This is a genomic window from Polymorphobacter multimanifer (assembly GCF_014205635.1).
Lineage (GTDB): Bacteria > Pseudomonadota > Alphaproteobacteria > Sphingomonadales > Sphingomonadaceae > Sandarakinorhabdus > Sandarakinorhabdus multimanifer.
This window is the reverse complement of record NZ_JACIIV010000008.1, coordinates 82697-102866: the sequence shown is the minus strand read 5'-3', so window position 1 is coordinate 102866 and position 20170 is coordinate 82697. Positions and strand designations below refer to the sequence as shown.

Annotated in this window: 18 protein-coding genes; 11 read left to right on the top strand and 7 right to left on the bottom strand. The window is 66.6% G+C overall.

The features are described from left to right. Positions 1-1014, bottom strand: coding sequence for an extracellular catalytic domain type 1 short-chain-length polyhydroxyalkanoate depolymerase (locus FHS79_RS06670; RefSeq protein WP_184197241.1), 1014 nt, complete (start codon positions 1012-1014; stop codon positions 1-3). Between the two features lie 3 nt (positions 1015-1017). Further along, the gene (locus tag FHS79_RS06665; protein WP_207792247.1) at positions 1018-1416 is read right to left on the bottom strand and encodes a hypothetical protein; all 399 of its coding nucleotides are present in this window, start codon (positions 1414-1416) and stop codon (positions 1018-1020) included. A gap of 198 nt (positions 1417-1614) precedes the next feature. On the opposite strand from FHS79_RS06665, the gene FHS79_RS06660 reads away from it, so the two are divergent. The 3 genes from FHS79_RS06660 to FHS79_RS06650 are packed head-to-tail and all read left to right on the top strand — an operon-like array spanning position 1615 to position 7399. Further along, a complete protein-coding gene (locus FHS79_RS06660; RefSeq protein WP_184197235.1) occupies positions 1615-2790 on the top strand; it encodes an efflux RND transporter periplasmic adaptor subunit in 1176 nt (391 codons plus the stop codon). After that, the gene (locus FHS79_RS06655) at positions 2790-5978 is read left to right on the top strand and encodes a multidrug efflux RND transporter permease subunit (protein ID WP_184197232.1); all 3189 of its coding nucleotides are present in this window, start codon (positions 2790-2792) and stop codon (positions 5976-5978) included. Before FHS79_RS06660 ends, FHS79_RS06655 begins: the two co-directional genes overlap by 1 nt. Next, complete coding sequence (locus FHS79_RS06650) at positions 5975-7399, top strand: efflux transporter outer membrane subunit (protein ID WP_184197228.1); 1425 nt, start codon at positions 5975-5977, stop codon at positions 7397-7399. The genes FHS79_RS06655 and FHS79_RS06650 overlap by 4 nt, the downstream gene beginning before the upstream one ends. Positions 7400-7406: 7 nt before the next feature. On the opposite strand, the gene FHS79_RS06645 is transcribed toward FHS79_RS06650, so the two are convergent. Then, positions 7407-8027, bottom strand: coding sequence for a retropepsin-like aspartic protease family protein (locus FHS79_RS06645; protein WP_243452718.1), 621 nt, complete (start codon positions 8025-8027; stop codon positions 7407-7409). Between the two features lie 243 nt (positions 8028-8270). Between FHS79_RS06645 and FHS79_RS06640 the strand changes: the two genes are divergently transcribed. After that, positions 8271-8684: a hypothetical protein gene (locus FHS79_RS06640; RefSeq protein ID WP_184197225.1), complete on the top strand. Its 414-nt coding sequence runs from the start codon at positions 8271-8273 to the stop codon at positions 8682-8684. Between the two features lie 106 nt (positions 8685-8790). Here FHS79_RS06640 and FHS79_RS06635 read toward each other — a convergent pair whose 3' ends face one another. After that, positions 8791-9825, bottom strand: coding sequence for a S66 peptidase family protein (locus tag FHS79_RS06635; RefSeq protein WP_184197432.1), 1035 nt, complete (start codon positions 9823-9825; stop codon positions 8791-8793). 466 nt (positions 9826-10291) lie between these two features. Here FHS79_RS06635 and FHS79_RS06630 point away from each other — a divergent pair, with 466 nt between their 5' ends. Both FHS79_RS06630 and FHS79_RS06625 read left to right on the top strand, forming a co-directional pair. After that, a complete protein-coding gene (locus tag FHS79_RS06630; protein ID WP_184197222.1) occupies positions 10292-10474 on the top strand; it encodes a hypothetical protein in 183 nt (60 codons plus the stop codon). A gap of 79 nt (positions 10475-10553) precedes the next feature. Continuing rightward, the gene (locus FHS79_RS06625) at positions 10554-10868 is read left to right on the top strand and encodes a hypothetical protein (RefSeq protein WP_184197219.1); all 315 of its coding nucleotides are present in this window, start codon (positions 10554-10556) and stop codon (positions 10866-10868) included. 82 nt (positions 10869-10950) lie between these two features. Here the strand turns inward: FHS79_RS06625 and FHS79_RS06620 are convergent, their stop codons facing one another. Genes FHS79_RS06620 through crtD form a run of 3 tightly spaced genes read right to left on the bottom strand, consistent with a single transcriptional unit; the run spans position 10951 to position 13786 of the window. After that, the gene (locus FHS79_RS06620) at positions 10951-11391 is read right to left on the bottom strand and encodes a hypothetical protein (RefSeq protein ID WP_184197216.1); all 441 of its coding nucleotides are present in this window, start codon (positions 11389-11391) and stop codon (positions 10951-10953) included. Between the two features lie 11 nt (positions 11392-11402). Then, on the bottom strand, positions 11403-12314 hold the full coding sequence (locus tag FHS79_RS06615) for a hydratase (RefSeq protein WP_341534423.1): 912 nt from the start codon (positions 12312-12314) through the stop codon (positions 11403-11405). Then, positions 12248-13786: a 1-hydroxycarotenoid 3,4-desaturase CrtD gene (crtD, locus tag FHS79_RS06610; RefSeq protein ID WP_341534422.1), complete on the bottom strand. Its 1539-nt coding sequence runs from the start codon at positions 13784-13786 to the stop codon at positions 12248-12250. Before crtD ends, FHS79_RS06615 begins: the two co-directional genes overlap by 67 nt. A gap of 101 nt (positions 13787-13887) precedes the next feature. On the opposite strand from crtD, the gene FHS79_RS06605 reads away from it, so the two are divergent. The 5 genes from FHS79_RS06605 to bchZ all read left to right on the top strand — a co-directional run bounded on the left by FHS79_RS06605 (position 13888) and on the right by bchZ (position 20110). Further along, positions 13888-15015, top strand: a complete 1128-nt coding sequence (locus tag FHS79_RS06605) for a methyltransferase (RefSeq protein ID WP_184197213.1) — start codon at positions 13888-13890, stop codon at positions 15013-15015. A 221-nt stretch (positions 15016-15236) separates the two neighbouring features. Then, positions 15237-16169 carry a chlorophyll synthesis pathway protein BchC gene (gene bchC / locus FHS79_RS06600; protein ID WP_184197210.1) on the top strand — a complete coding sequence of 311 codons (933 nt, stop codon included), beginning with the start codon at positions 15237-15239 and terminating at the stop codon, positions 16167-16169. Continuing rightward, positions 16166-17161, top strand: a complete 996-nt coding sequence (locus FHS79_RS06595) for a chlorophyllide a reductase iron protein subunit X (protein WP_184197207.1) — start codon at positions 16166-16168, stop codon at positions 17159-17161. Before bchC ends, FHS79_RS06595 begins: the two co-directional genes overlap by 4 nt. Beyond that, complete coding sequence (gene bchY / locus FHS79_RS06590; RefSeq protein ID WP_243452716.1) at positions 17154-18662, top strand: chlorophyllide a reductase subunit Y; 1509 nt, start codon at positions 17154-17156, stop codon at positions 18660-18662. Before FHS79_RS06595 ends, bchY begins: the two co-directional genes overlap by 8 nt. Next, positions 18659-20110 carry a chlorophyllide a reductase subunit Z gene (gene bchZ / locus FHS79_RS06585; RefSeq protein WP_184197204.1) on the top strand — a complete coding sequence of 484 codons (1452 nt, stop codon included), beginning with the start codon at positions 18659-18661 and terminating at the stop codon, positions 20108-20110. Before bchY ends, bchZ begins: the two co-directional genes overlap by 4 nt. Positions 20111-20170 lie beyond the last annotated feature (60 nt).

Genomic DNA, 20170 nt, shown 5'->3' with positions numbered 1-20170 from the left:
TCAGATGCGTGGCGGGTTCCGCATCTGCTCGGCAAAGAACTGCACGATCATCGCCGACGCATCGGGCCCTGCCGCACTTGTGTGCGATCCGGCCGGGTTGCCCCCCGCCCAGCTGTGCCCGGCCCCGGCGATCATCAGCCGCACGGCGCGCACATCGCCGCCGGCATCGCGGCCCACCGTCTGCTGGCCCCATGGTGACGGCACCGAAGCGACCGACAGCGCCGCGCCCGCCCGCGCGACGGCCCCGCCGAACAGCGCATCGGCATTGCCCGGCGCAACCACAGTATCGGCGTCACCGTGCAGCACCATCATCGGCACGAAGCCGCCTTCGCGCCGGCTCGCCGCAGGGGCGCGCTGCATTGCCGCCATGCCGCCGGGCAGGCTGGAGGCGGCCCCCGCCGCCAGTCCCGAATGCACCGCAACGCCCTTCAAAAAATCTGGTGCGCAGTCCGCCAGCACGGCCGCCATCGCCCCGCCCGCAGAAAGCCCCGCCACGAACACGCCCTTTGCACCCAGCGCATGCACAGCCGCCACGTCGCGGACAAGCGCCAGCAGCAGTGCCGCCTCGCCGCCCTCGGTGCGCTGGTGCGCGGCATCGAACCAGCGCCAGCAGCGCCGGGCGTTGGACCGGGTCGATTGCTCGGGCCACAGTACTGCCATCCCGGCCGCTGCCGCCCGCTCATTCATCCGCGTGCCGAGCGCGAAGTCTGCCGAGGTCTGGGTGCAGCCGTGCAGCATGACCAGCATCGGCGCGCCTTCAGCAAGGCCGGCCGGCCGGTGCAGGCGATAGGCAATCTCGCCAAGCGGGGAGCGGAACAGCTGCAAGCCGCCCGCTGGCCCCTCCACCACCTGCTCCATCACCTGCTCCACCACCCGCTCCGCAACCAGATCGATCACCTCGGCATCGGCCATTGCCGGCGCCGGTGAAAACCCTTGCAGCATCCGCGTCGCCGCCATCGGCTGCCCGGCGCGCACCAGCGCCAGCACCTCGGCCATATCGGACTGAAATTTCATGATTTATCCTGACATTAGGGCCCGCAGTGCAGCACGCACCGGCGGGATGGCATCGATGGCGCCCAGCACTTCGACACGGGCGACGGCGGCATTGACGAGCGAGACCGGCACATCGGGTGCCACCGACAGCAGGCCCAGCACCTTGAGATCGAGCATCCGCCCCTCCGCGACCGAGGCTTCGAGCATCGCCCGGTCGAGCCGCAGCAGCCCGGTATGGAACTGCTGGCGGCTTACAGCCTGCGCCAGCACCGGGTCATGCCGTGCCAGCTGGTTGCGGATCGCGGTGCGGATGAAGTCGCTGCGGTTTCCGTAGAAACCCTCGCGCACCAGCATGTCGACATGGCCGAGATCGACAAAGCCGAGGTTGATGGTGATCTTCTCGCTGTCGGGCCGGCTGCTCATAATCCCTCCATATACCATCCAGCTGGATGGTCAAGAGATGGCATTTTCACAAAACACGAGAGCAGGGTGAATCTGCTGTCGCTTGCGCCCCGGAACCTTATGCTGCTTCCAAGCTTGAGAAACCTTGGCGCATTGTGCCGATGAAGAGTGGGATATGTCTTGAGACCACACTGTGCGCGCCGCCGCTGCACAGCCGCCATGCTTGTGGCGGCCGGCATCCTGATGTCCGGGTGCCAGGATGCCAACGGCGATCGAAAGCCGGCAGACTCCCCGCCTGAAGTCGGTTTCGTCACCGTTGCCTATAACAACGTTCCACAGATCGTTGAACTTGCCGCCCGCGTGACGGCCTTTGAAATGTCCGAGGTGCGCCCGCAGGTCGCCGGCATCATCCAGGAGCGCATGTTCACCGAAGGCGCCGTCGTCCGTCGCGGCCAGACCCTCTATCGCATCGATCCGCGCCTCTACGCCGCCACCGTCAATCAGGCCCGCGCCAATCTCGCCAGCGCCGAAGCCACTGCCGAAGCCGCCCGCATCCGTGCCGAGCGCCTTGCTCCGCTGGCCAGCCTCGAAGCTGTCAGCGCCCAGGACCTTACCGACGCCCAGGCCACCGCGCGGCAGGCGGAGGCCGCCGTCGCCCAGAACCGCGCCCAGCTCGAAACCGCCAACATCAATCTCGGCTTCACCAGGGTTCCGGCACCGATCACCGGCCGCATCGGCCGCTCGCTCGCCACCGTCGGCGCGCTCGCCACGCTCAACCAGGCCGAGCCGCTCGCCGTCATCCAGCGTCTCGATCCCATCTTCGTGGACATGCAACAGTCGAGCGCCGATCTGCTTACCCTGCGGCGGGCACTCTCCGCCGGCGGCATGGTGCCCGCCGCGGCACAGGTCCGGCTGCTTCTCGAGGATGGCAGCGACTATGGCCTCACCGGCTCGGTGCAATTCTCCGAAGTCATGGTCAACCAGAACACCGGCACCGTCACGCTGCGCGCCCGCTTCCCCAATCCGCAGGGCCAGCTGCTTCCCGGCATGTTCGTCCGCGCCCGCTTTGCGCAGGCCATCGACACCCGTGCCATCCTCGTGCCCCAGGCCGCCGTCACGCGCGATGCCAAGGGGGAGGCCACCGTCTTCGTCGTCGGCGCCGACAACAAGTCCGCGCGGCGCACCGTGGTGGCAAACCGCACCCAGGGCGCCGACTGGGTCGTCACCAGCGGCCTCGCACCGGGAGACAGGGTGGTTGTGCAGGGTACCGGCAAGATCGAGCCGGGCGCCACCGTTCGCGCCGTCCCTGCCAGCACGCCGCAGACGATTGCAACCCCCGGCACAGCTCCCCCCGCTGGCGCCCCCGCTGTCACCCCGGCACCCGGTGGGCGCTGATGTCGCGTTTCTTCATCGACCGGCCGATCTTCGCCTGGGTGCTGGCCATCATCGTCATGCTGTCCGGCGCCGGTGCCATCCTGCTGCTGCCGATCGCCCAATATCCCGATGTCGCGCCGCCGCAGGTCAACATCCGCGCCACCTACCCCGGCGCCTCGGCCGAGACGATCCAGAACAGCGTCACCCAGGTCATCGAGCAGCAGCTCACCGGCATCGACGGACTCCTCTATTTCAGCTCGTCCTCCTCCTCGCGCGGGCAGGTGACGATCTCGGGCACCTTTGCGAAAGGTACCGATCCCGATATCGCGCAGGTGCAGGTGCAGAACCAGGTCCAGCAGGCGCTGCCGCGGTTGCCGCAGCAGGTCCAGCAGCAGGGCATCCGCGTCACCAAGTCCAACCCCGATTTCCTGATGATCGTCGGCATCTACGATGAGACCGACCGCTTCGATCGAAACGACGTCTCCGACTTTCTGACCACCACCCTGCAGGACACCCTCGCCCGCGTCGAAGGTGTCGGCGATGTCAACGTGTTCGGCTCGCCCTATGCCATGCGGATCTGGCTCAACCCCGATCGGCTGGCCAGCTTCGCACTGATGCCAGGCGATGTGATCGCCGCCATCCAGAACCAGAACACCGAAGTCGCCGCCGGCGAGATCGGCGGCCAGCCACAGCCTGATACGCAGATGCTCAACGCCACCGTCACCGCCCAGGCCCGGCTGGAAACCCCCGAGCAGTTCCGCGCCATCGTCCTCAAGACGCTGCCCAGCGGCGCCACCGTCCGCCTTCAGGATGTGGCCCGGGTCGAGCTCGGTGCCGAAAACTACAGTTCGAGCGGCCGCGTCAACGGCCATTCCGGCGCCGGGCTGTCGATCTCGCTCGCCCCCGGTGCCGATGCCCTCAAGACCGCCGAACTCGTGAAGGCCGTGGTCGAGGAAGCAGCACCGTCCTTCCCGGCCGGCCTCAAATTCGCCTACGCCAACGATACCACGGCCTTCATCAAGCTGTCGGTGGACGAGGTGATCGGCACGCTGTTCGAGGCGATCGTCCTCGTCGTCCTCGTCATGTTCGTGTTCCTGCAGAACTGGCGAGCGACCCTCATCCCCACCATCGCCGTCCCGGTCACGCTCCTCGGCACCTTCGCGATCTTCTATCTCGCCGGCTTCTCGATCAACACGCTCACCCTGTTCGGCCTCGTCCTCGCCATCGGGTTGCTTGTCGATGATGCCATCGTCGTCGTCGAGAACATCGACCGGCTGATGAAGGAAGATCCCGATCTTTCCCCGCGTGATGCCGCCATCCAGTCGATGGAGCAGATCTCGGCAGCCCTCATCGCCATCATGATCGTGCTGGCCGCCGTCTTCCTGCCCATGGCCTTCTTCGGCGGCTCGACCGGCGTCATCTACCGGCAGTTCTCGGTCACCATGATCGCCGCCATGGTGCTGTCCACGCTGGTGGCGCTCATCCTCAGCCCGGCACTTGCCGCCACGCTGCTCAAGCCGTCACGCCGCGAAGGCAGCCCGCCGGAAGGCTGGGCTGCACGCCGCTTCCCGCGCGCAACATCGGCAATCGCCGGCCTTGGCAATGGCTTCAACCGCCGCTTCGAGAGCGGCACCGAACGCTATGTCGGCGCCGTCTCCACCATGGTCACCCGCAAATGGCTCTTCCTCGCCATCTATGCGGGCATCGTCGCCATCCTCGTGCTGCTGTTCGTCCGCCTGCCGTCGGGCTTCCTGCCCACCGAAGATCAGGGTGCCGCCAGCCTCCAGTTCCGCCTCCCAGCCGGCGCCACCCTGGCCCGCACGATCGAGGTGCAGCTCGCCATCGAAAACTATCTCCTCACTCAGGAGAAGGCCAACACCAGCGTGGTGTTCACCGTCGCCGGCGGCGGTGGCGGCGGCGAAAGCGGCCAGAACACCGGCCGCGGCTTTCTCAACTTCGTGCCCTGGGATCAGCGCGACGGCCAGGAGAACGGCGCCGATGCCATTGTCGCGCGCGCGTCCGCCGCCTTTGCGAATTTCCGCGATGCGCAGGTGTTCGCGCTGGTGCCGCCGGCGGTGCGCGGCCTCGGCCAGTCGTCCGGCTTCTCGCTGCAGTTCCAGAATGCCAGCGGCATGAGCGCGCAAGACTTTGCCGCCGCCCGCGACCGGCTGATCGCCGCCGCCGAAGCCGATCCCGATCTGGTCGGCATACGCCTCTCCGAGCTGCCCGATGTCGCCACCCTCGAAGTGGCGGTCGACCAGCAGAAGCTCGCTGCCCTCGGCCTCAACCAGAACGACGTCAACACCACCCTGTCCGCCGCCTGGGGCGGCCGCTATGTCAACGATTTCATCGATCGCGGCCGTGTGAAGCGCGTCTTCGTGCAGGGCGATGCTCCCTATCGCGCCGATCCCGACAATATCGGCCAATGGTTCGTGCGCGGCTCGAATGGGCAGATGGCCCCCTTCGATGCTTTTGCCAGCACCAGCTGGTCGCAGGCTCCTACCTCGCTCTCGCGCTTCCAGGGCCTGCCCGCGTTCGAAATCCAGGGCCAGGGCGCCCCCGGCGTCAGCTCGGGCGCCGCCATGGACAGGATCGAGGCGCTGGCGCTGGAGATCCCCGGCACCAGCGTCGCCTGGTCGGGCCTGTCGTTCCAGGAGCGGCTGTCCTCGGGCCAGGCGCCGCTGCTCTACGGCATCTCGCTGCTTGTCGTCTTCCTGTGCCTCGCCGCCCTTTACGAAAGCTGGACGGTGCCGCTCGCGGTCGTGCTCATCATCCCGCTCGGGCTCGTCGGCTCGGTGTTCGCCGTCACCCTGCGCGGGCTCGAAAACGACGTCTATCTGCAGATCGGCCTGCTCACCACCATGGGCCTCGCCGCCAAGAACGCCATCCTCGTCATCGAGTTCGCCGAGCGTGCCGAACGCGAGGGCAAGCGCGTCATCGATGCCGCGCTTGAAGCCGCACGGCTGCGGCTGCGGCCCATCCTCATGACAAGCCTCGCCTTCATCTTCGGCGTGCTACCGCTCGCCATCTCCACCGGCGCTGGTGCCAACAGCCGCATCGCGATCGGCACCGCGGTCATCGGCGGCATGATCACCGCCACCATCCTCGCAGTCTTCTACATCCCGATGTTCTTCGTCATCGTCCGCCGCACCGCCCGCGATGCCTTCCGCGGCAAGGCAGAGCCGACGGCGCCGGCGCCCGCCGAATGAAGCCGATACTGCCTCTTGTCGCCGCCCTCATGGCCACGGGCTGCTCGATGGCGCCGCCCTATGTCCGCACCCCGCCGCCGGTGCCCGCCTCATGGCCGGTCGGCGATGCCTATCTCCGCCAGAGCGAAGCCACGCTGCCCACCGTCACCTACGCCCAGGTCTTCCGCGATCCACGCCTCCAGCAGCTCATCACCCAGGCACTCGCCAACAACCGCGATCTGGCCATCGCCGCCGCCAACATCGACGCCGCCCGCGCCCAATACCGCGTCCAGCGCGCCAGCATTTTCCCTCGTGTCGATGCCGGCGCCGGCTATGTCCGCTCGCAGACCGCAAGCAGCGGTACCGGCACCGGCGGTGGCTTCGCGCGGTCGGGCGACAATTTTTCCACCGATATCGGCATCAGCGGCTTCGAGATCGATTTCTTCGGCCGGCTCCGCTCGCTCACCGACGCCCAGCGCAACCGCTGGTTCGCCACCGAAGCCGCAGCACGCGGCACCCGGCTGACGCTCGTCGCAGACATTGCCGAAGCCTGGCTTGCCCATGCCGCCGATCGCAGCCTCCTCGATGTGGCCCGCCGCACTGTCGAGAATGCCCAGCGCAGCGTCGATCTTACCGAGGCCCGGCTGCGAGGCGGCATCGCGCCGCGCACGGATCTCGCTCAAGCCACCCAGATCCTCGCCCAGGCTGAAGCCGATGCCGCCTTCCAGACCACCGCCGTGGCGCAGGACATCAACGCGCTCAGGCTGCTGGTCGGCACCGGCATCGATCCGGCGCTCCTGCCCGCCTCGATCGAAGCCGCCGGCCCCACCATCGCCGCACCACCCGCCGGGCTCGATTCCACGATCCTCCTGCGCCGGCCCGATATCGTCCAGGCCGAATATGAGCTGCGCGCCAGCAACGCCGAGATCGGTGCTGCTCGTGCCGCCCTTTTCCCCACCATCACGCTCACCGGCTTCGTCGGCTTTGCCAGCGATGCGCTGTCGTCGCTGTTCAGCGGCAATTCCTTCACATGGCGCGCCGGGCCCTCGGCCAACTACCCCATCTTTCGCGCCGGTGCGGGTCGCGCGGGCGTCGATGTGACCACCGCGCAGCGCGATGCAGCGCTTGCCGCCTATGAGCGCGCCATCCAGACCGGCTTTCGCGATGTCGCCGATGCACTGGCACGGCAGGGCACCATCACCGCCCAGCTCGATGCCGTCGACCGCCAGGCCGCCGCCGCCAACGATACCTTCACCCTCGCCGATGCCCGTTATCGCGGCGGCATCGAAACCTTCCTCGCCAGCCTCGATGCGCAGCGCGCCCTTTACACGGCACAGCGGACACAGGTGAACACCCGCTTCATCGCTGCCGCCAACGGCGTCGCCCTCTACCGCGCCCTGGGCGGCGATGCACTCATCGACGTTCCGGCCGAGTCCGACTGAACCGCGTTCAGCTGGCCTCGGCGGTCCCGCGCGGGCGCATGATCAGCACATTGTCTTCCACCCGCCACCCCGCCAGCTGCGACAGGAAGTTCATACCCAGCACATCGATGTTGCCGAGCGCCGGTGAAATCACCACTTTCAGCGCCGTGGCCTCAATCCCGCCGATGCCGAGTCGCTCGATCGTGCCGGTCTCGGCGCGCACCGTGCCATTGGCGGTGCGCATCATCACCGGCAGCCCGCCGATGTCGCGCGTCACCGCAGCCGCATCGGCCGTCGATTGCGAAAGCGCCGTCACCGTCGCGCCGCTGTCGACCAGCATCCGCCGAGCCACACCGTTGATCTCGACCTGCGTCCAGAAATGCCCGTCGCGCGCCAGCCGGATGCGCACCTCCTCGCCGACAACCTGCTGCCCATCCACGCCGAGCGAGCGCGACACGCGCGCCAGGTCGGGGTCGAACGGCGCCTGCTGGAACACGATGAACAACGCAAATGCCAGCAGCCCGAAGGAGAAGAGCGCCCGTATCGCGCGGCCGACATAAGGCAGGTTGAACAGCAACAGCAGCACAAGGGCAGCAGCACCGGCATACAGCGCCATCTGCTGCCATTCGGGGTTGGTGGTGATCGGCAAACTTGCCTCGCTGCTGTGATGGATGGCAGGTCAACCCGCCACAGCGCCGATTGCTCCCTCCGCGCCGCCGTGCCGCGGCCTCGGCCGGTCCGGGGCAGTCCGTACGGCCTTCAAGCCATTCGCGCATGCGCGACTTGATCGAGCCGCGCCGGCATGTTTCCGCCGCGACGAAGGCTGACCACATCTCGCCGCTGCCGGGCCCCCATCAGTCGCATTGCGTTTGCCGGGTGCAGGATCGGGGCGTTGATCAGCAGAAGCCAATTCGGCTTCAAAGGAGTGTTGCCCATGATCGCTGCAAATCAGTTGGCATTTCGGCTTGCTTCCATCGCTCTGTTCTCCGCGCTGGCGTGGAGCGCGCCTGCTGCAGCCCGGGAGTGCACCGCTGACGATGTCCCGGCAGCAGAGCGCAAGAAGCTGGAAAGTGCCTATGCAGCACGGCGCATCCTGCATGGCCGAACAAAAGCCGATGCCTGGGCGCGCGAGGAGGGCATCAAGTCGCGGGCCAGCCTGACTGCAGCCGGGGTATGCGGGCCGGGGTCGAATGCGTCCGCGTCTGCTGCAAAACCGGCAGGATCGAAGAAGAAGTGCCGGATGGTATCGCGCGCCATCTCGGGCCCGGGCGGAATGACGATGGCCATGGTACCCAAGTGCGATTGAGCGGATCACGGCGCACATTGTGCATGCCCCTTTGCTGTCCGGCCGCCCGGGGTCGATCTGATCGCTGCCGACATCGGTCACGACATTCGGCTGTGCTTTCCTTATGTCACACCACCGCCGGCTCCAGCAGCAGAATGGTGCCTGTGGCGGCGTCGATTTCAGCCATCGCGCCTACGGGCAGGGTAAACTGGTCGGCAATGTGGCCGAACCAGGCGCCCTGATAGGCCGGCACGCCCAGCCGCCCCAGGTGATGGATCAGAAGGTCGGTCACGGTAAACCCGCCATACCGCCCGCTGCTCGATCCTGTGCAGTTGGTGCATTGGCCGAAGACCACGCCCGCCACCTTGCCCAGCACGCCGGCCTGGCCCAGCTGGGTCAGCATCCGGTCGATCCGATACTCGGCTTCGTCCACATCCTCCAGAAACAGGATCGCGCCCGAAAAATCCGGCATGTACTCGGTGCCCGCCAGCGCCGTCAGCACGGTGAGGTTGCCTCCCAGCAGCCGTCCGCGCGCTCGACCGCTGCGGATCGTCTGGGTGCGCCACAGTCGCTGCACCAGTCGGTTTTCGGTGCCCGGCGGATTGACCAGCAACGGCGTCGCGCCATCAAAGGCAATTGCGCGGAAATGTTCAACCGATGCCGTGCCCCACGCACTGCCGGCATTGGGGCCGTGCAATGTCACAAAGCCGGCTTTGGCGGCAATCGCCATGTGCAGCGCAGTGATATCGCTGAAGCCCAGCACCAGCTTGGGATTGGCCCGGATCATCGGCCAATCGAGAAGCGGGAGAATCCGGGCACTGCCCCAGCCGCCGCGCACTGCGAAAACCGCCTTCACCTGGGGGTCGCGGAACATGGCGTTGACATCGGCGGCGCGGCTTTCGTCGGTGCCGCCCAGATAGCCGTGGCGGCTTGCCAGGTTGGGCGCGCGCCTGGCCTTCAATCCAATCGCGGCGACCATTTCCTCGACCATGGTCAGCTGAAACAACTCGTCGCTGGCCGATGCCGGCTCGATCAGACCGATGGTGTCGCCGGGTCGCAGGCGGCGCGGCTTGACAAGACCGCCTGCCGGCGAGGCCGCATGCGAGGGCGCCGCTGCCGCCATCGCGAGCGTTGCCAGGATTTCACGCCGGGAAAGCTGCATCATCTGCCCTTTCAGAAATCGGCTCGGCAAGAACGGAAATATTCGGCAATGTCGTCATGCGATCCCCATTTTGCCGCCCGCCCATGACTCAGCTTAGGGCAATCGGTGCAACCAGTCATTGCTCGTCGAGGCAAAGCCCGCTGCGGAAACAGGTGCCGAAACAGGGCAGTTCGTCATTTCAAGGCTCTCCCGGTGCAGACACGGGCGGCAAGCCAGCCTCATTCTCGGCCATTCATGTCGAATGGCAAACGTCATGTGAATGGCCATGCAGTTTGATCGGCCGGAGCGTCCGGTTGTCCCGACGATACCTACAGCAGCGCCATCGCAACGTCCGAATGTGCCGAACGATCTGCCGAAAAGAAAGGTGCCATGACAACAACTTCATGAAAACAGTATAAGCATCCTGCATGGAATAAATCGTATTTTCCGCTACACCACAGCAACCGAACAATGGCATCATACCGGTATGGACGCGCGCTACTATGGCCTGATCGAGTTGGTGATGATGTTCGCCATCGTCGGCGGCTTCACGGTATGGACCTTCTGGTCGTTGCGTGAAAAGCCCGGGGACAATCCTGGCAGGGGTTCCGATCCCCACAAGCCCGATCCTGAAAAGCCCGATCCCCACAAGGACGACAACCTGCCCTGACGCGCCCCCGGGCGGCACCTCCGGGAACATAAATGCGGCTGCCGCGTTGTTCGCGCACAACCAACAGAGGATTTTCCCCATGCCAGCCGATCCAATCGATCCCCGCCTCCGTACGGAACGCGTCGACACGACCCATCATGTCGAGGAGCGACGCAAGGGCGTATCGCCCGTCCTCATCATCATCCTCGTCCTCGTGGTCGGTGTCGTGCTGGCCTTTGCAACCGGGCTTCTTTCGCTCAATTCAAGCGGCGAGCTGCGCGCGCCTGACGTCACCGTCAGCGGCGGCGAAACTCCCGATGTCGATCTCGACACCGGCAGCATCGACGTCGGTACGGAAACCCGCACTGTCGAAGTGCCGGACGTGTCGATCGAACGCGCCGATGAAACGAACTGATCCCGGCGTAACGGGCTGAGTTCACTGCACTTACCCGGCAGGATCGCCGCTGCTTGTCGCAGCCGGTCCTGCCGGTCGTGTGTCAGATGCCGGCCAGGCACCGCTGCACGGCCTGTTGCGGCACCGGCCCAAGCTTAACGCGACTGCGCTTGCCGTTGTATCGGATCGACAGTCGCGGCGCCCCGGCCGCGATGCGCGCAAGCAGCAAATGCCCCGGCGGCACCGTCGTCACCGATTGCAGCGACTCATATTCGCCCTCCATCGTCTCGCGCCCCACGAAGCGCGCGTCGCCGATGCCGAGTTCGATCTGCCCCGGCTTCGCCGTTTCCCCCACCGGCATCACGAACCGCACACCCCGCCTGGCAGGCGCGCATTCGATGATAAGGTCGATGATATCGGTCTCATCGATGCCGAGCACGGCGCGTTCGCCCGCCGGCGCGCCACCGCTTCCCCACGCCATGCCACCGCTACCGCCAGCGCACCCGGCCAAAGCCAGCGCCCCCACCAGCAGCACCGCCCGCATCACAGCACAAATCACAGCCGGCGCGGCATGCGCCACGGCAGCATCCACTGCACGATTCCCGAGCGAAACCGGTCGAGCGAAAGCGATTCATGCACCGCATGCACCGGCTCCCCCCAGAATTGCGTCGCCAGCGCCGTCCGCGAATAAAAGGGCGTGTCCTCCCAGGTCGCACGGATCCGTGTCACATGGCCGGCATCTGCGCGGGTCGTCCGGGCCACCTGCCACAATGTCCTCGGCAGCGTCACCGCCGCCGGCATCTCCGCCACTTCGGCATTGCCGTCGGTGCCGATCCGCAGCGCCATGCCGAAGTCCTCGCCCGAGCGCAGCTTGCCTTCATAGATCACCGCCGTGTCGCCATTCGCCAGATGCGCCCTCGACCATTGCCAATCGGCAAACCCATCCTCCAGCGCTTCGGATCCATGGTTGGCATCGAGATAGCCAGTGCCACTCCAGCGAACATCGGGGTCGGTCATGTGCACCTCCACCCGCGCGCGTGGCGCCAGCGGCTCCCACACATGTTTGCCCGAAGGGTCGAGCCGGAAGCGCCGCTGCCCCAGCACCTGCGGCACCAGCCGGATGCGGCCACGCACCGGCAGCGGGATCAGCGCATTCACCTCATGCACATCGATCACCAGCGCCTCGCCGTCCCAATGCAGCTGGCTCGGCCCGATGCGCAGTGTCCGCGTATCGCGCCACAGCGCCTTTTCCCCGCGCTCGGTCATGGTCCAGCGTTGGGCCCATCGCTTGCCCTTCGGCCCATAGAGCGCCACGTTGAGCGATACATGGTCTTCCGGCCGCCCGCGCCCGCTGGCCTTGTAATAGGGGGAGAATACCGAGCCGATAAAGGCGATGACTGTCAGCCCGAACTGGCCGTCGTCGGATTCGGCGTCGAGATACCACCAGCGGTAGCCCCCGGGCTCCACGTCCTGGTCGAAGCGCGGGCCAAAAGGATCGCATCGCTCGCCAAGCGGCCGGACAAGGCCGCCATCGGCACGCCCGCCCCCGGATGCGCCGATCCGCCCGCCACCCAAAGCCCCTTCAACCGCGTGCGGCTTCCCGGCCGGCGGAAGCTGGCCTGCCACCCGTGCGAGGCCCGACCATAAAGGGCCCCACCGCTCGAAGGGAAAAGCGCCTCGAACATCTTCGGGTCCACCTGCACCAGGTCCTGCGGCGTCAGGCTCAACCCGCAGCGGCTGAGGCCCTCGAAGGTCGCGGTCCGACATGCATCCATCTCCTCTTGTCCGGGGCTGCGGCCATCACCCGTGGCCGGGGCATTGATGATCAATTGAAAGCGTTCGAGGTCCGGCGGCGAGCCGCCTGCCCCCCGGTCCTGCGCGCAAACATACACACTCGGCGCCGAAGGCAGTCGCTTCTGCCCGAAGATCTCGCGAAACTCCCGCGCATAATCATCGGAAAAGAACACATTGTGCCGGTCGAGCTCGAACCCCTGTGCCCGCCCCGTCAGCATCAGCACAAAGCCCGAGAGCGACCGGTCGCTGGGCTTCACCCCCTGCAAGGCGCGCGAGGCTGCCGCCCCGAAACGGCCATCGGCCAGCGCCGACACATCGCAATTGGCCAGCACATCGCCCGCCTCGATCACTTCGCCCCCCGCCAGCACCACGCCGGTGGCGCGCCCGCCATCCACCCGGATCGCCTCGACATGCGCATTGTAGCGAAACCGCGCGCCATGCCGCGCCGCAAGCGCCGCCACCGCCTCGGCAAGCTTGTGCATCCCGCCTTCGACCAGCCACACGCCGCGCGCTTCCAGATGCGCGATCAGCATCAGCGTCGCCGTCGCCTCATAGGGCGAAGCGCCGCAATAGGTGGCATAGCGCCCATAGAGCTGCTGCAGTCGCGGATCGCGGAAATGCTTGCCGAGCGCCTTCCACAGCGTCTGGAACGGATTGATCGCCAGCATCTCGGGCATCCCCGCCAGCCCGAAGCGCGCCGCCAGCCCGATCGGCGATGTCGCCGGCGCCTCCATGAAGCGCGTCTCCAGCGCGTCCCAGATCCGCTTCGCCTCGGCCTGGAACCCGTCCCAGCCACGCGCCTCGCTCGCCCCGGCAAACACAGCCACCGCGTCGCGCGATCGCGCCGCATCGTGCCACAGGTCGAGCCGGCTGCCGTCGCGCCAGCCGTGCCGCGCCAGCCGTTCGGTGCTCACCAGTTGCAGATGGTCATCAAGACGCTCGCCGCAATCCTCGAACAGCGCCTCGAAGATCGGCCTGGCTGTGAACACCGTCGGCCCCGCGTCCACCGCCACGCCGCCACAATCCACCGTGCGCAGCTTGCCGCCGGGGGTCGCCATCCGTTCGATCACCGTCACCGGCACACCGCGTGCGGCCAGCCGCGCCGCCGCACACAGCCCGCCCATGCCGGCGCCGATAATGACCACAGGCGCGTCCCGCCCCAAGACCCAAGCTCCCCGGTTTCTGCCGATCCGGCTTTTGCGGATGATTGACCGCCCCCATCCCACTGTCCAGAGAAGATGACAAGATGATCGCAAAACCCCCTTTTCGCGAGCGCTTCCTGCTCTGGCGCAATGCCTGGTTGATGAGCCCCAAATTCCAGCGCACCTCGATGCGCCTGCCGCTGCTGCGCCGCGTTGCCCAGGGCCATGCCGCCTCGATGTTCGGAATCATCACCGGGTTCGTCTACACCAAGACCCTCACCGCCGCCGTCGATCTCGGCATCATCGCGCGGCTGGCCAGCGCCCCCGCCGGCACTGCCGACCTCGCCGCCTCGGCCGGACTCGATCTGCCGGCCGCATCCCGCCTGCTCGCCGCCGCCGCCGCCATCGATCTGGTCGAGCCGCTGGAGGGGGACCGCTGGACCCTGGGCCAGCGCGGCGCCGCACTGGCCGGCAACGCCGGCGCGCTGGCCATGATCGAGCACCACAAGATCTTCTACGACGATCTTGCCGATCCCGTGGCGCTGCTGCGCCGCGGCCGTGGCGGCGGCAAGCTCGCCGCCTTCTGGAGCTATGCCGAGGCCGCCGGCCGCGACGAGCCCGCAAGTGCTGCCGATCCCGCAACCGATGCCTATTCGGCGCTCATGGCAGCCTCGCAGCCGATGGTTGCCGAGCAGATGCTCGATGCGCACGACTTCGGCCGCCACCGGAAGCTGCTCGATGTCGGCGGCGGCCATGGCGCCTTCCTCGCCGAAGTGGCGGCGCGCCACCCCGGCCTGGCGCTGGCCCTATTCGACCTCCCACCCGTCGCCGAAGCCGCGCGCGCGGTGCTCGATTCGCGCGGCCTCGCGCATGTCGAGGCGCATGGCGGCAGCTTCCGTGATGATCCGCTGCCGACCGGCGCCGATCTCGTCACGCTGGTGCGCATCCTTCACGATCACGACGACGCCGTGGTGGCCGCTCTGCTCGCCAAGGTGCACGCGGCCCTTCCCGTCGGCGGCACGCTGCTCATCGCCGAGCCGATGGCCGGCACAAAGGGCGCCGAAGCCATGGGCGATGCCTATTTCGGCCTGTATCTCTGGGCGATGGGCTCGGGCCGCCCCCGCACCTTCAAGGCCTATGTCGCCCTGCTCGAATCGGTTGGCTTCCACCACATTCGCGAGGTGGAAACCGCCTTGCCGATGGTCACGCGCATGGTGCTCGCACGCAAATGAACCTGCGGCAGCACGTCGCATCAAAGCCACCCTTTGCCGACCCTGGGGCGTTGGCCGGCTTGTTGCACTGCAGCATCAAACGCCGATAACCGGCTGTTTCACCAACAAAATAAGATTTTGCGCCCAAAAAGCGTCAACTTCTCTTTACAACCCGGTTCGATGCGATAAATTGGCGCACAGAAGGCGAGGCGTCACACAGGCAGCCTCCCCGGGGAGCAAGCATGGAAACACTGGCAGTCGTTGTTGAGGCACCGGGAGAAGTCGCTCTCCGTCGCCTCGGAATGATGCCTCCCGAAGGCAATGACGTCATTGTTTCGGTGGATTTCAGCGGTATCTCCATGGGCACCGAAAAACTGCTCTATAACGGCACCATGCCGGTCTTTCCCGGCCTCGGTTATCCGCTGGTGCCGGGCTATGAGGCCGTCGGCCGTATCGTCGATGCCGGCGAGTCGGCGCGCAGCCGCATCGGAGAAGCGGTGTTCGTTCCCGGCTCGTCCAAGTTCATCGGCGCGCGCGGCCTGTTCGGCGGTTCGGCGCAAACCCTCATCACCGGCACCAACCGCGTGCTCTCCATCCCCTCGGGCCTCGGCGAGCAGGCCGTCCTGCTGTCGCTTGCCGCCACTGCCCGCCACGCGATGGTCGGCGGCGCGCTGCCCGATCTCGTCATCGGCCATGGCGTCCTCGGCCGGCTCATCGCCCGCATGGCCGTCGCCCAGGGCCAGTCCCCCACTGTGTGGGAGATCGCCCCCGAGCGCATGGATGGCGCCGAAGGCTATGCGGTCACCACCGCCGATGCCGACGAGCGCCGCGACTACAAGAGCATCTACGATTGCTCCGGCGATTCGGACATCATCGATCCGCTGGTCATGCGCATGGCGCCCGGCGGCGAGATCGTGCTCGTCGGCTTCTACGCCCAGCCACTGCACTTCAATTTCGCCCCCGCCTTCCGCCGCGAAATGCGGATGCGCATCGCCACCGAGTTCCAGCCACAGGACCTCGCGGACGTGATCGCCATGGTCGATGCCGGCACCCTTTCGCTCGATGGGCTGGTCACCAACCGTGTCCCCGCCAACGATGCCGCCACCGCCTATGGCCAAGCCTTCACCAATCCGTCCTGCCTGAAAATGGTCTTCGACTGGAGAAACGTCGCATGAGTGTCCAGGCCCTTCTCGATGAAGCCGCAGCCCTTCGCGCGGAAGCCGATATCGAGCCCGATGCTGTCCACACCGGCCCGGTGACCAAGGAAACCCAGATCATCGCCATCTATGGCAAGGGCGGTTCGGGCAAGAGCTTCGCCCTCGCCAACCTCAGCTACATGATGGCGCAGCAGGGCAAGCGCGTGCTGCTCATCGGCTGCGATCCCAAGTCCGATACCACTTCGCTGCTGTTCGGCGGCAAGGCCACCCCCACGATCATCGAAACCTCCTCGATCAAGAAGCTCGCCGGCGAGGAACTCAAGATCGAGGACGTCTGCTTCCAGCGTGATGGCGTCTTCGCGATGGAATTGGGCGGCCCCGAGGTCGGTCGCGGCTGCGGCGGTCGCGGCATCATCCACGGCTTCGAGACGCTCGAAAAGCTCGGCTTTCACGACTGGGGCTTCGACTACGTCCTTCTCGATTTCCTCGGCGATGTCGTCTGCGGCGGTTTCGGCCTGCCGATCGCGCGGGACATGTGCCAGAAGGTCATCGTCGTCGCTTCCAACGACCTGCAGTCGCTCTATGTCGCAAACAATGTCTGCAAGGCGGTCGAGTATTTTCGCAAGATGGGCGGCAATGTCGGCGTCGCCGGCATCCTCATCAACAAGGATGATGGCACCGGCGAAGCCCAGGCCTTTGCCGATGCCGTCGGCATCCCCGTCCTCGTATCGATCCCGGCGCACGACGATATCCGCAAGAAGTCCGCCAATTACCAGATCATTGGCACCAACGAGAGCCAATGGGGCCCGCTGTTCGAGGATCTCGCCGCCAACGTCGAAACCGCACCCCCCGTGCGCCCGCGGCCGCTCGATCAGGACGGCCTGCTTTCCCTGTTCAAGCCCGAGGATACCGGCGGCAACTTCACCCTCAATCCCGCCACTCAGGCCGACATGCGCGGTGGCGTGTTCGAGACGAAGCCATCGCTCGAGGTCGTTTACGACAATGTCTGAATCGCTCGATCTCGTCACGACGCCACCGGTGGAAGGCGAAGGCTGCCACGCCGGCGCCGACACGATGCGCGAAGCCGCCGCCAAGGCCGGCAAGTCCGAAGTGCTCGATCGCTACGCCGCTGATTATCCCAAGGGCCCGCACGACCAGCCGCAATCGATGTGCCCGGCGTTCGGGTCGCTGCGGGTCGGCCTGCGCATGCGCCGCACCGCCACCATCCTCTCGGGCTCGGCCTGCTGCGTCTATGGCCTCACCTTCACCTCGCACTTCTATGGTGCGCGCCGCAGCGTCGGCTATGTGCCGTTCAATTCGGAATCGCTCGTCACCGGCAAGCTGTTCGAGGATATCCGCGAAGCCGTGCACGACATGGCCGATCCCGCCCTCTACGATACCATCGTCATCACCAACCTCTGCGTCCCCACCGCCTCGGGCGTGCCGCTGCAGCTGCTCCCGGACGTGATCAACGGTGTCCGCATCATCGGCATCGACGTGCCGGGCTTCGGCATTCCCACCCATGCCGAAGCCAAGGATGTGCTGGCCGGCGCCATGCTCAATTACGCCCGCAAGGAAGTGATGGCAGGCCCGGTCGCTGCACCCGCCGTGCGCCCCGACAAGCCGACGATCACGCTGCTCGGCGAGATGTTCCCCGCCGATCCGGTCGGCATCTCGATGATGCTCGAGCCGATGGGCCTCGCTGCCGGTCCTGTCGTCCCCACCCGCGAATGGCGCGAGCTCTATGCCGCGCTCGATTGCGCCGCCGTCGCTGCCATCCATCCCTTCTACACCGCCTCGGTCCGCGAGTTCGAAGCCGCAGGCCGCAAGGTCGTCGGCTCGGCTCCCGTCGGCCGCGATGGCACCGCCGCCTGGCTCACCGCCATCGGCGAAGCCTGTGGCATCCCGGCAGACAAGATCGCCGCCGCCCACAACAAATTCCTCCCCGCCATCGCCGCAGCGCTCGCCGGCAAGCCGATCAGGGGCCGCATCACCGTCTCGGGCTATGAAGGCTCGGAGCTTCTCGTCGCCCGCCTGCTCATCGAAAGCGGTGCGGATGTCCCCTATGTCGGCACCGCCGCCCCCCGCACCCGCTGGTCGGACCCCGATCGCGAATGGCTCGAGGCCAAGGGCACCCGCATCCAGTATCGCGCCAGCCTCGAGCAGGACATTGCCGCGGTCGATGAATACAAGCCCGATCTCGCCATCGGCACCACGCCCGTCGTCCAGCACGCCAAGCAGCACGCCACCCCGGCACTCTACTTCACCAACCTCATCTCCGCCCGCCCGCTGATGGGCCCCGCCGGTGCCGGCAGCCTCGCCCAGGTCATCGGCGGCGCGCTCGCCAACAAGGCCCGTTTCGACAAGATGCACGCATTCTTCGAGGGCGTCGGCGAAGGCTATACCGCCGGCATCTGGGAAGATACGCCGAAGGACCGGCCCGAATTCAAGAAGAAGTTCGCCGCCAAGCAGTTCGCCGCCGCCAAGGATCAGGAGGCGATCGGCTCATGACGCTCATCCTCGATCATGATCGGGCCGGCGGTTACTGGGGCGCGGTTTACGTGTTCTGCGCCATCAAGGGCATGCAGGTCATCATCGATGGCCCCGTCGGCTGCGAAAACCTCCCCGTCACCTCGGTCCTCCACTATACCGACGGCCTGCCGCCGCACGAGCTGCCCATCGTCGTCACCGGCCTCGGCGAGGACGAGCTGGCGAAAACCGGCACCGAAGGCGCCATGAAGCGCGCCTGGAAGACCCTCGATCCCAACTTGCCCTCGGTCGTCGTCACCGGCTCGATCGCGGAAATGATCGGCGGCGGCGTCACCCCCGAAGGCACCAACATCCAGCGCTTCCTGCCGCGCACCATCGATGAAGACCAGTGGCAAGCCGCCGACCGCGCCATGACCTGGCTCTGGACACAATATGGGCCCAAGAAAGTGCCGCCCATCAAGCCCCGCAAGGAGGGTGCGCGTCCCAAGGTCAACATCATCGGCCCCATCTACGGCACCTTCAACATGGCGTCCGACCTCGCCGAAATCCGCCGCCTCATCGAAGGCATCGGCTGCGACGTCAACATGGTATTTCCGCTCGGCAGCCACCTCGCCGATGTCCGCAAGCTCGCCGATGCCGAGGTCAATGTCTGCATGTACCGCGAGTTCGGCCGCAACCTCTGCGAAACGCTCGAACGCCCCTATCTGCAGGCGCCGATCGGCCTCAATTCCACCACGCTGTTCCTCCGCAAGCTCGGCGAACTGACCGGCGTCGATCCCGAGCCCTTCATCGAGAAGGAAAAGCACACCACCATCAAGCCGCTCTGGGACTTGTGGCGCTCGGTCACCCAGGATTTCTTCGGCACCGCCAGCTTCGCCGTCGTCGCCACCGAAACCTATTCCCGCGGCCTGCGTGCCTTCCTCGAGGAAGACATGGGCCTGCCCTGCACCTTCAGCTTCGCGCGCACCGCCGGCATCAAGCCCGACAATGCCGCCGTGCGCGATGCCATCGCCACCAAGCCACCGCTCATGGTGTTCGGCTCCTACAACGAGCGGATGTACATGGCGGAGCTGAACTCCCGCTCGGTGTTCATCCCCGCCAGCTTCCCCGGTGCCGCCATCCGGCGCCACACCGGCTCGCCGTTCATGGGCTATTCGGGCGCCACCTACCTCATCCAGGAGGTCTGCAACGCGCTGTTCGACGCGCTGTTCTTCATCCTGCCGCTCTCCACGCAGATGGACCGCGCCGAGGCCACACCGTCCAAGTTGCTCGAAAGCGTGGGCTGGGACGATGATGCCCGCTCCGAGCTCGATGCCATGGTCGATCGCGAGCCGGTGCTGGTGCGCATCTCCGCCGCCAAGCGCCTGCGCGATGCCGCCGAGCGCGCCACGCGCGATGCCGGCGAGAAGACCGTTTCGCTCGAGCGGCTCCACGCCGCCGCCACCCTTTACGAAGCGCAGGCCGCATGACCCGCGCGCGAACCCTTTTGGCCACTTCGGCCATCAACCCCTTTGCGGTGGTTTCCAACG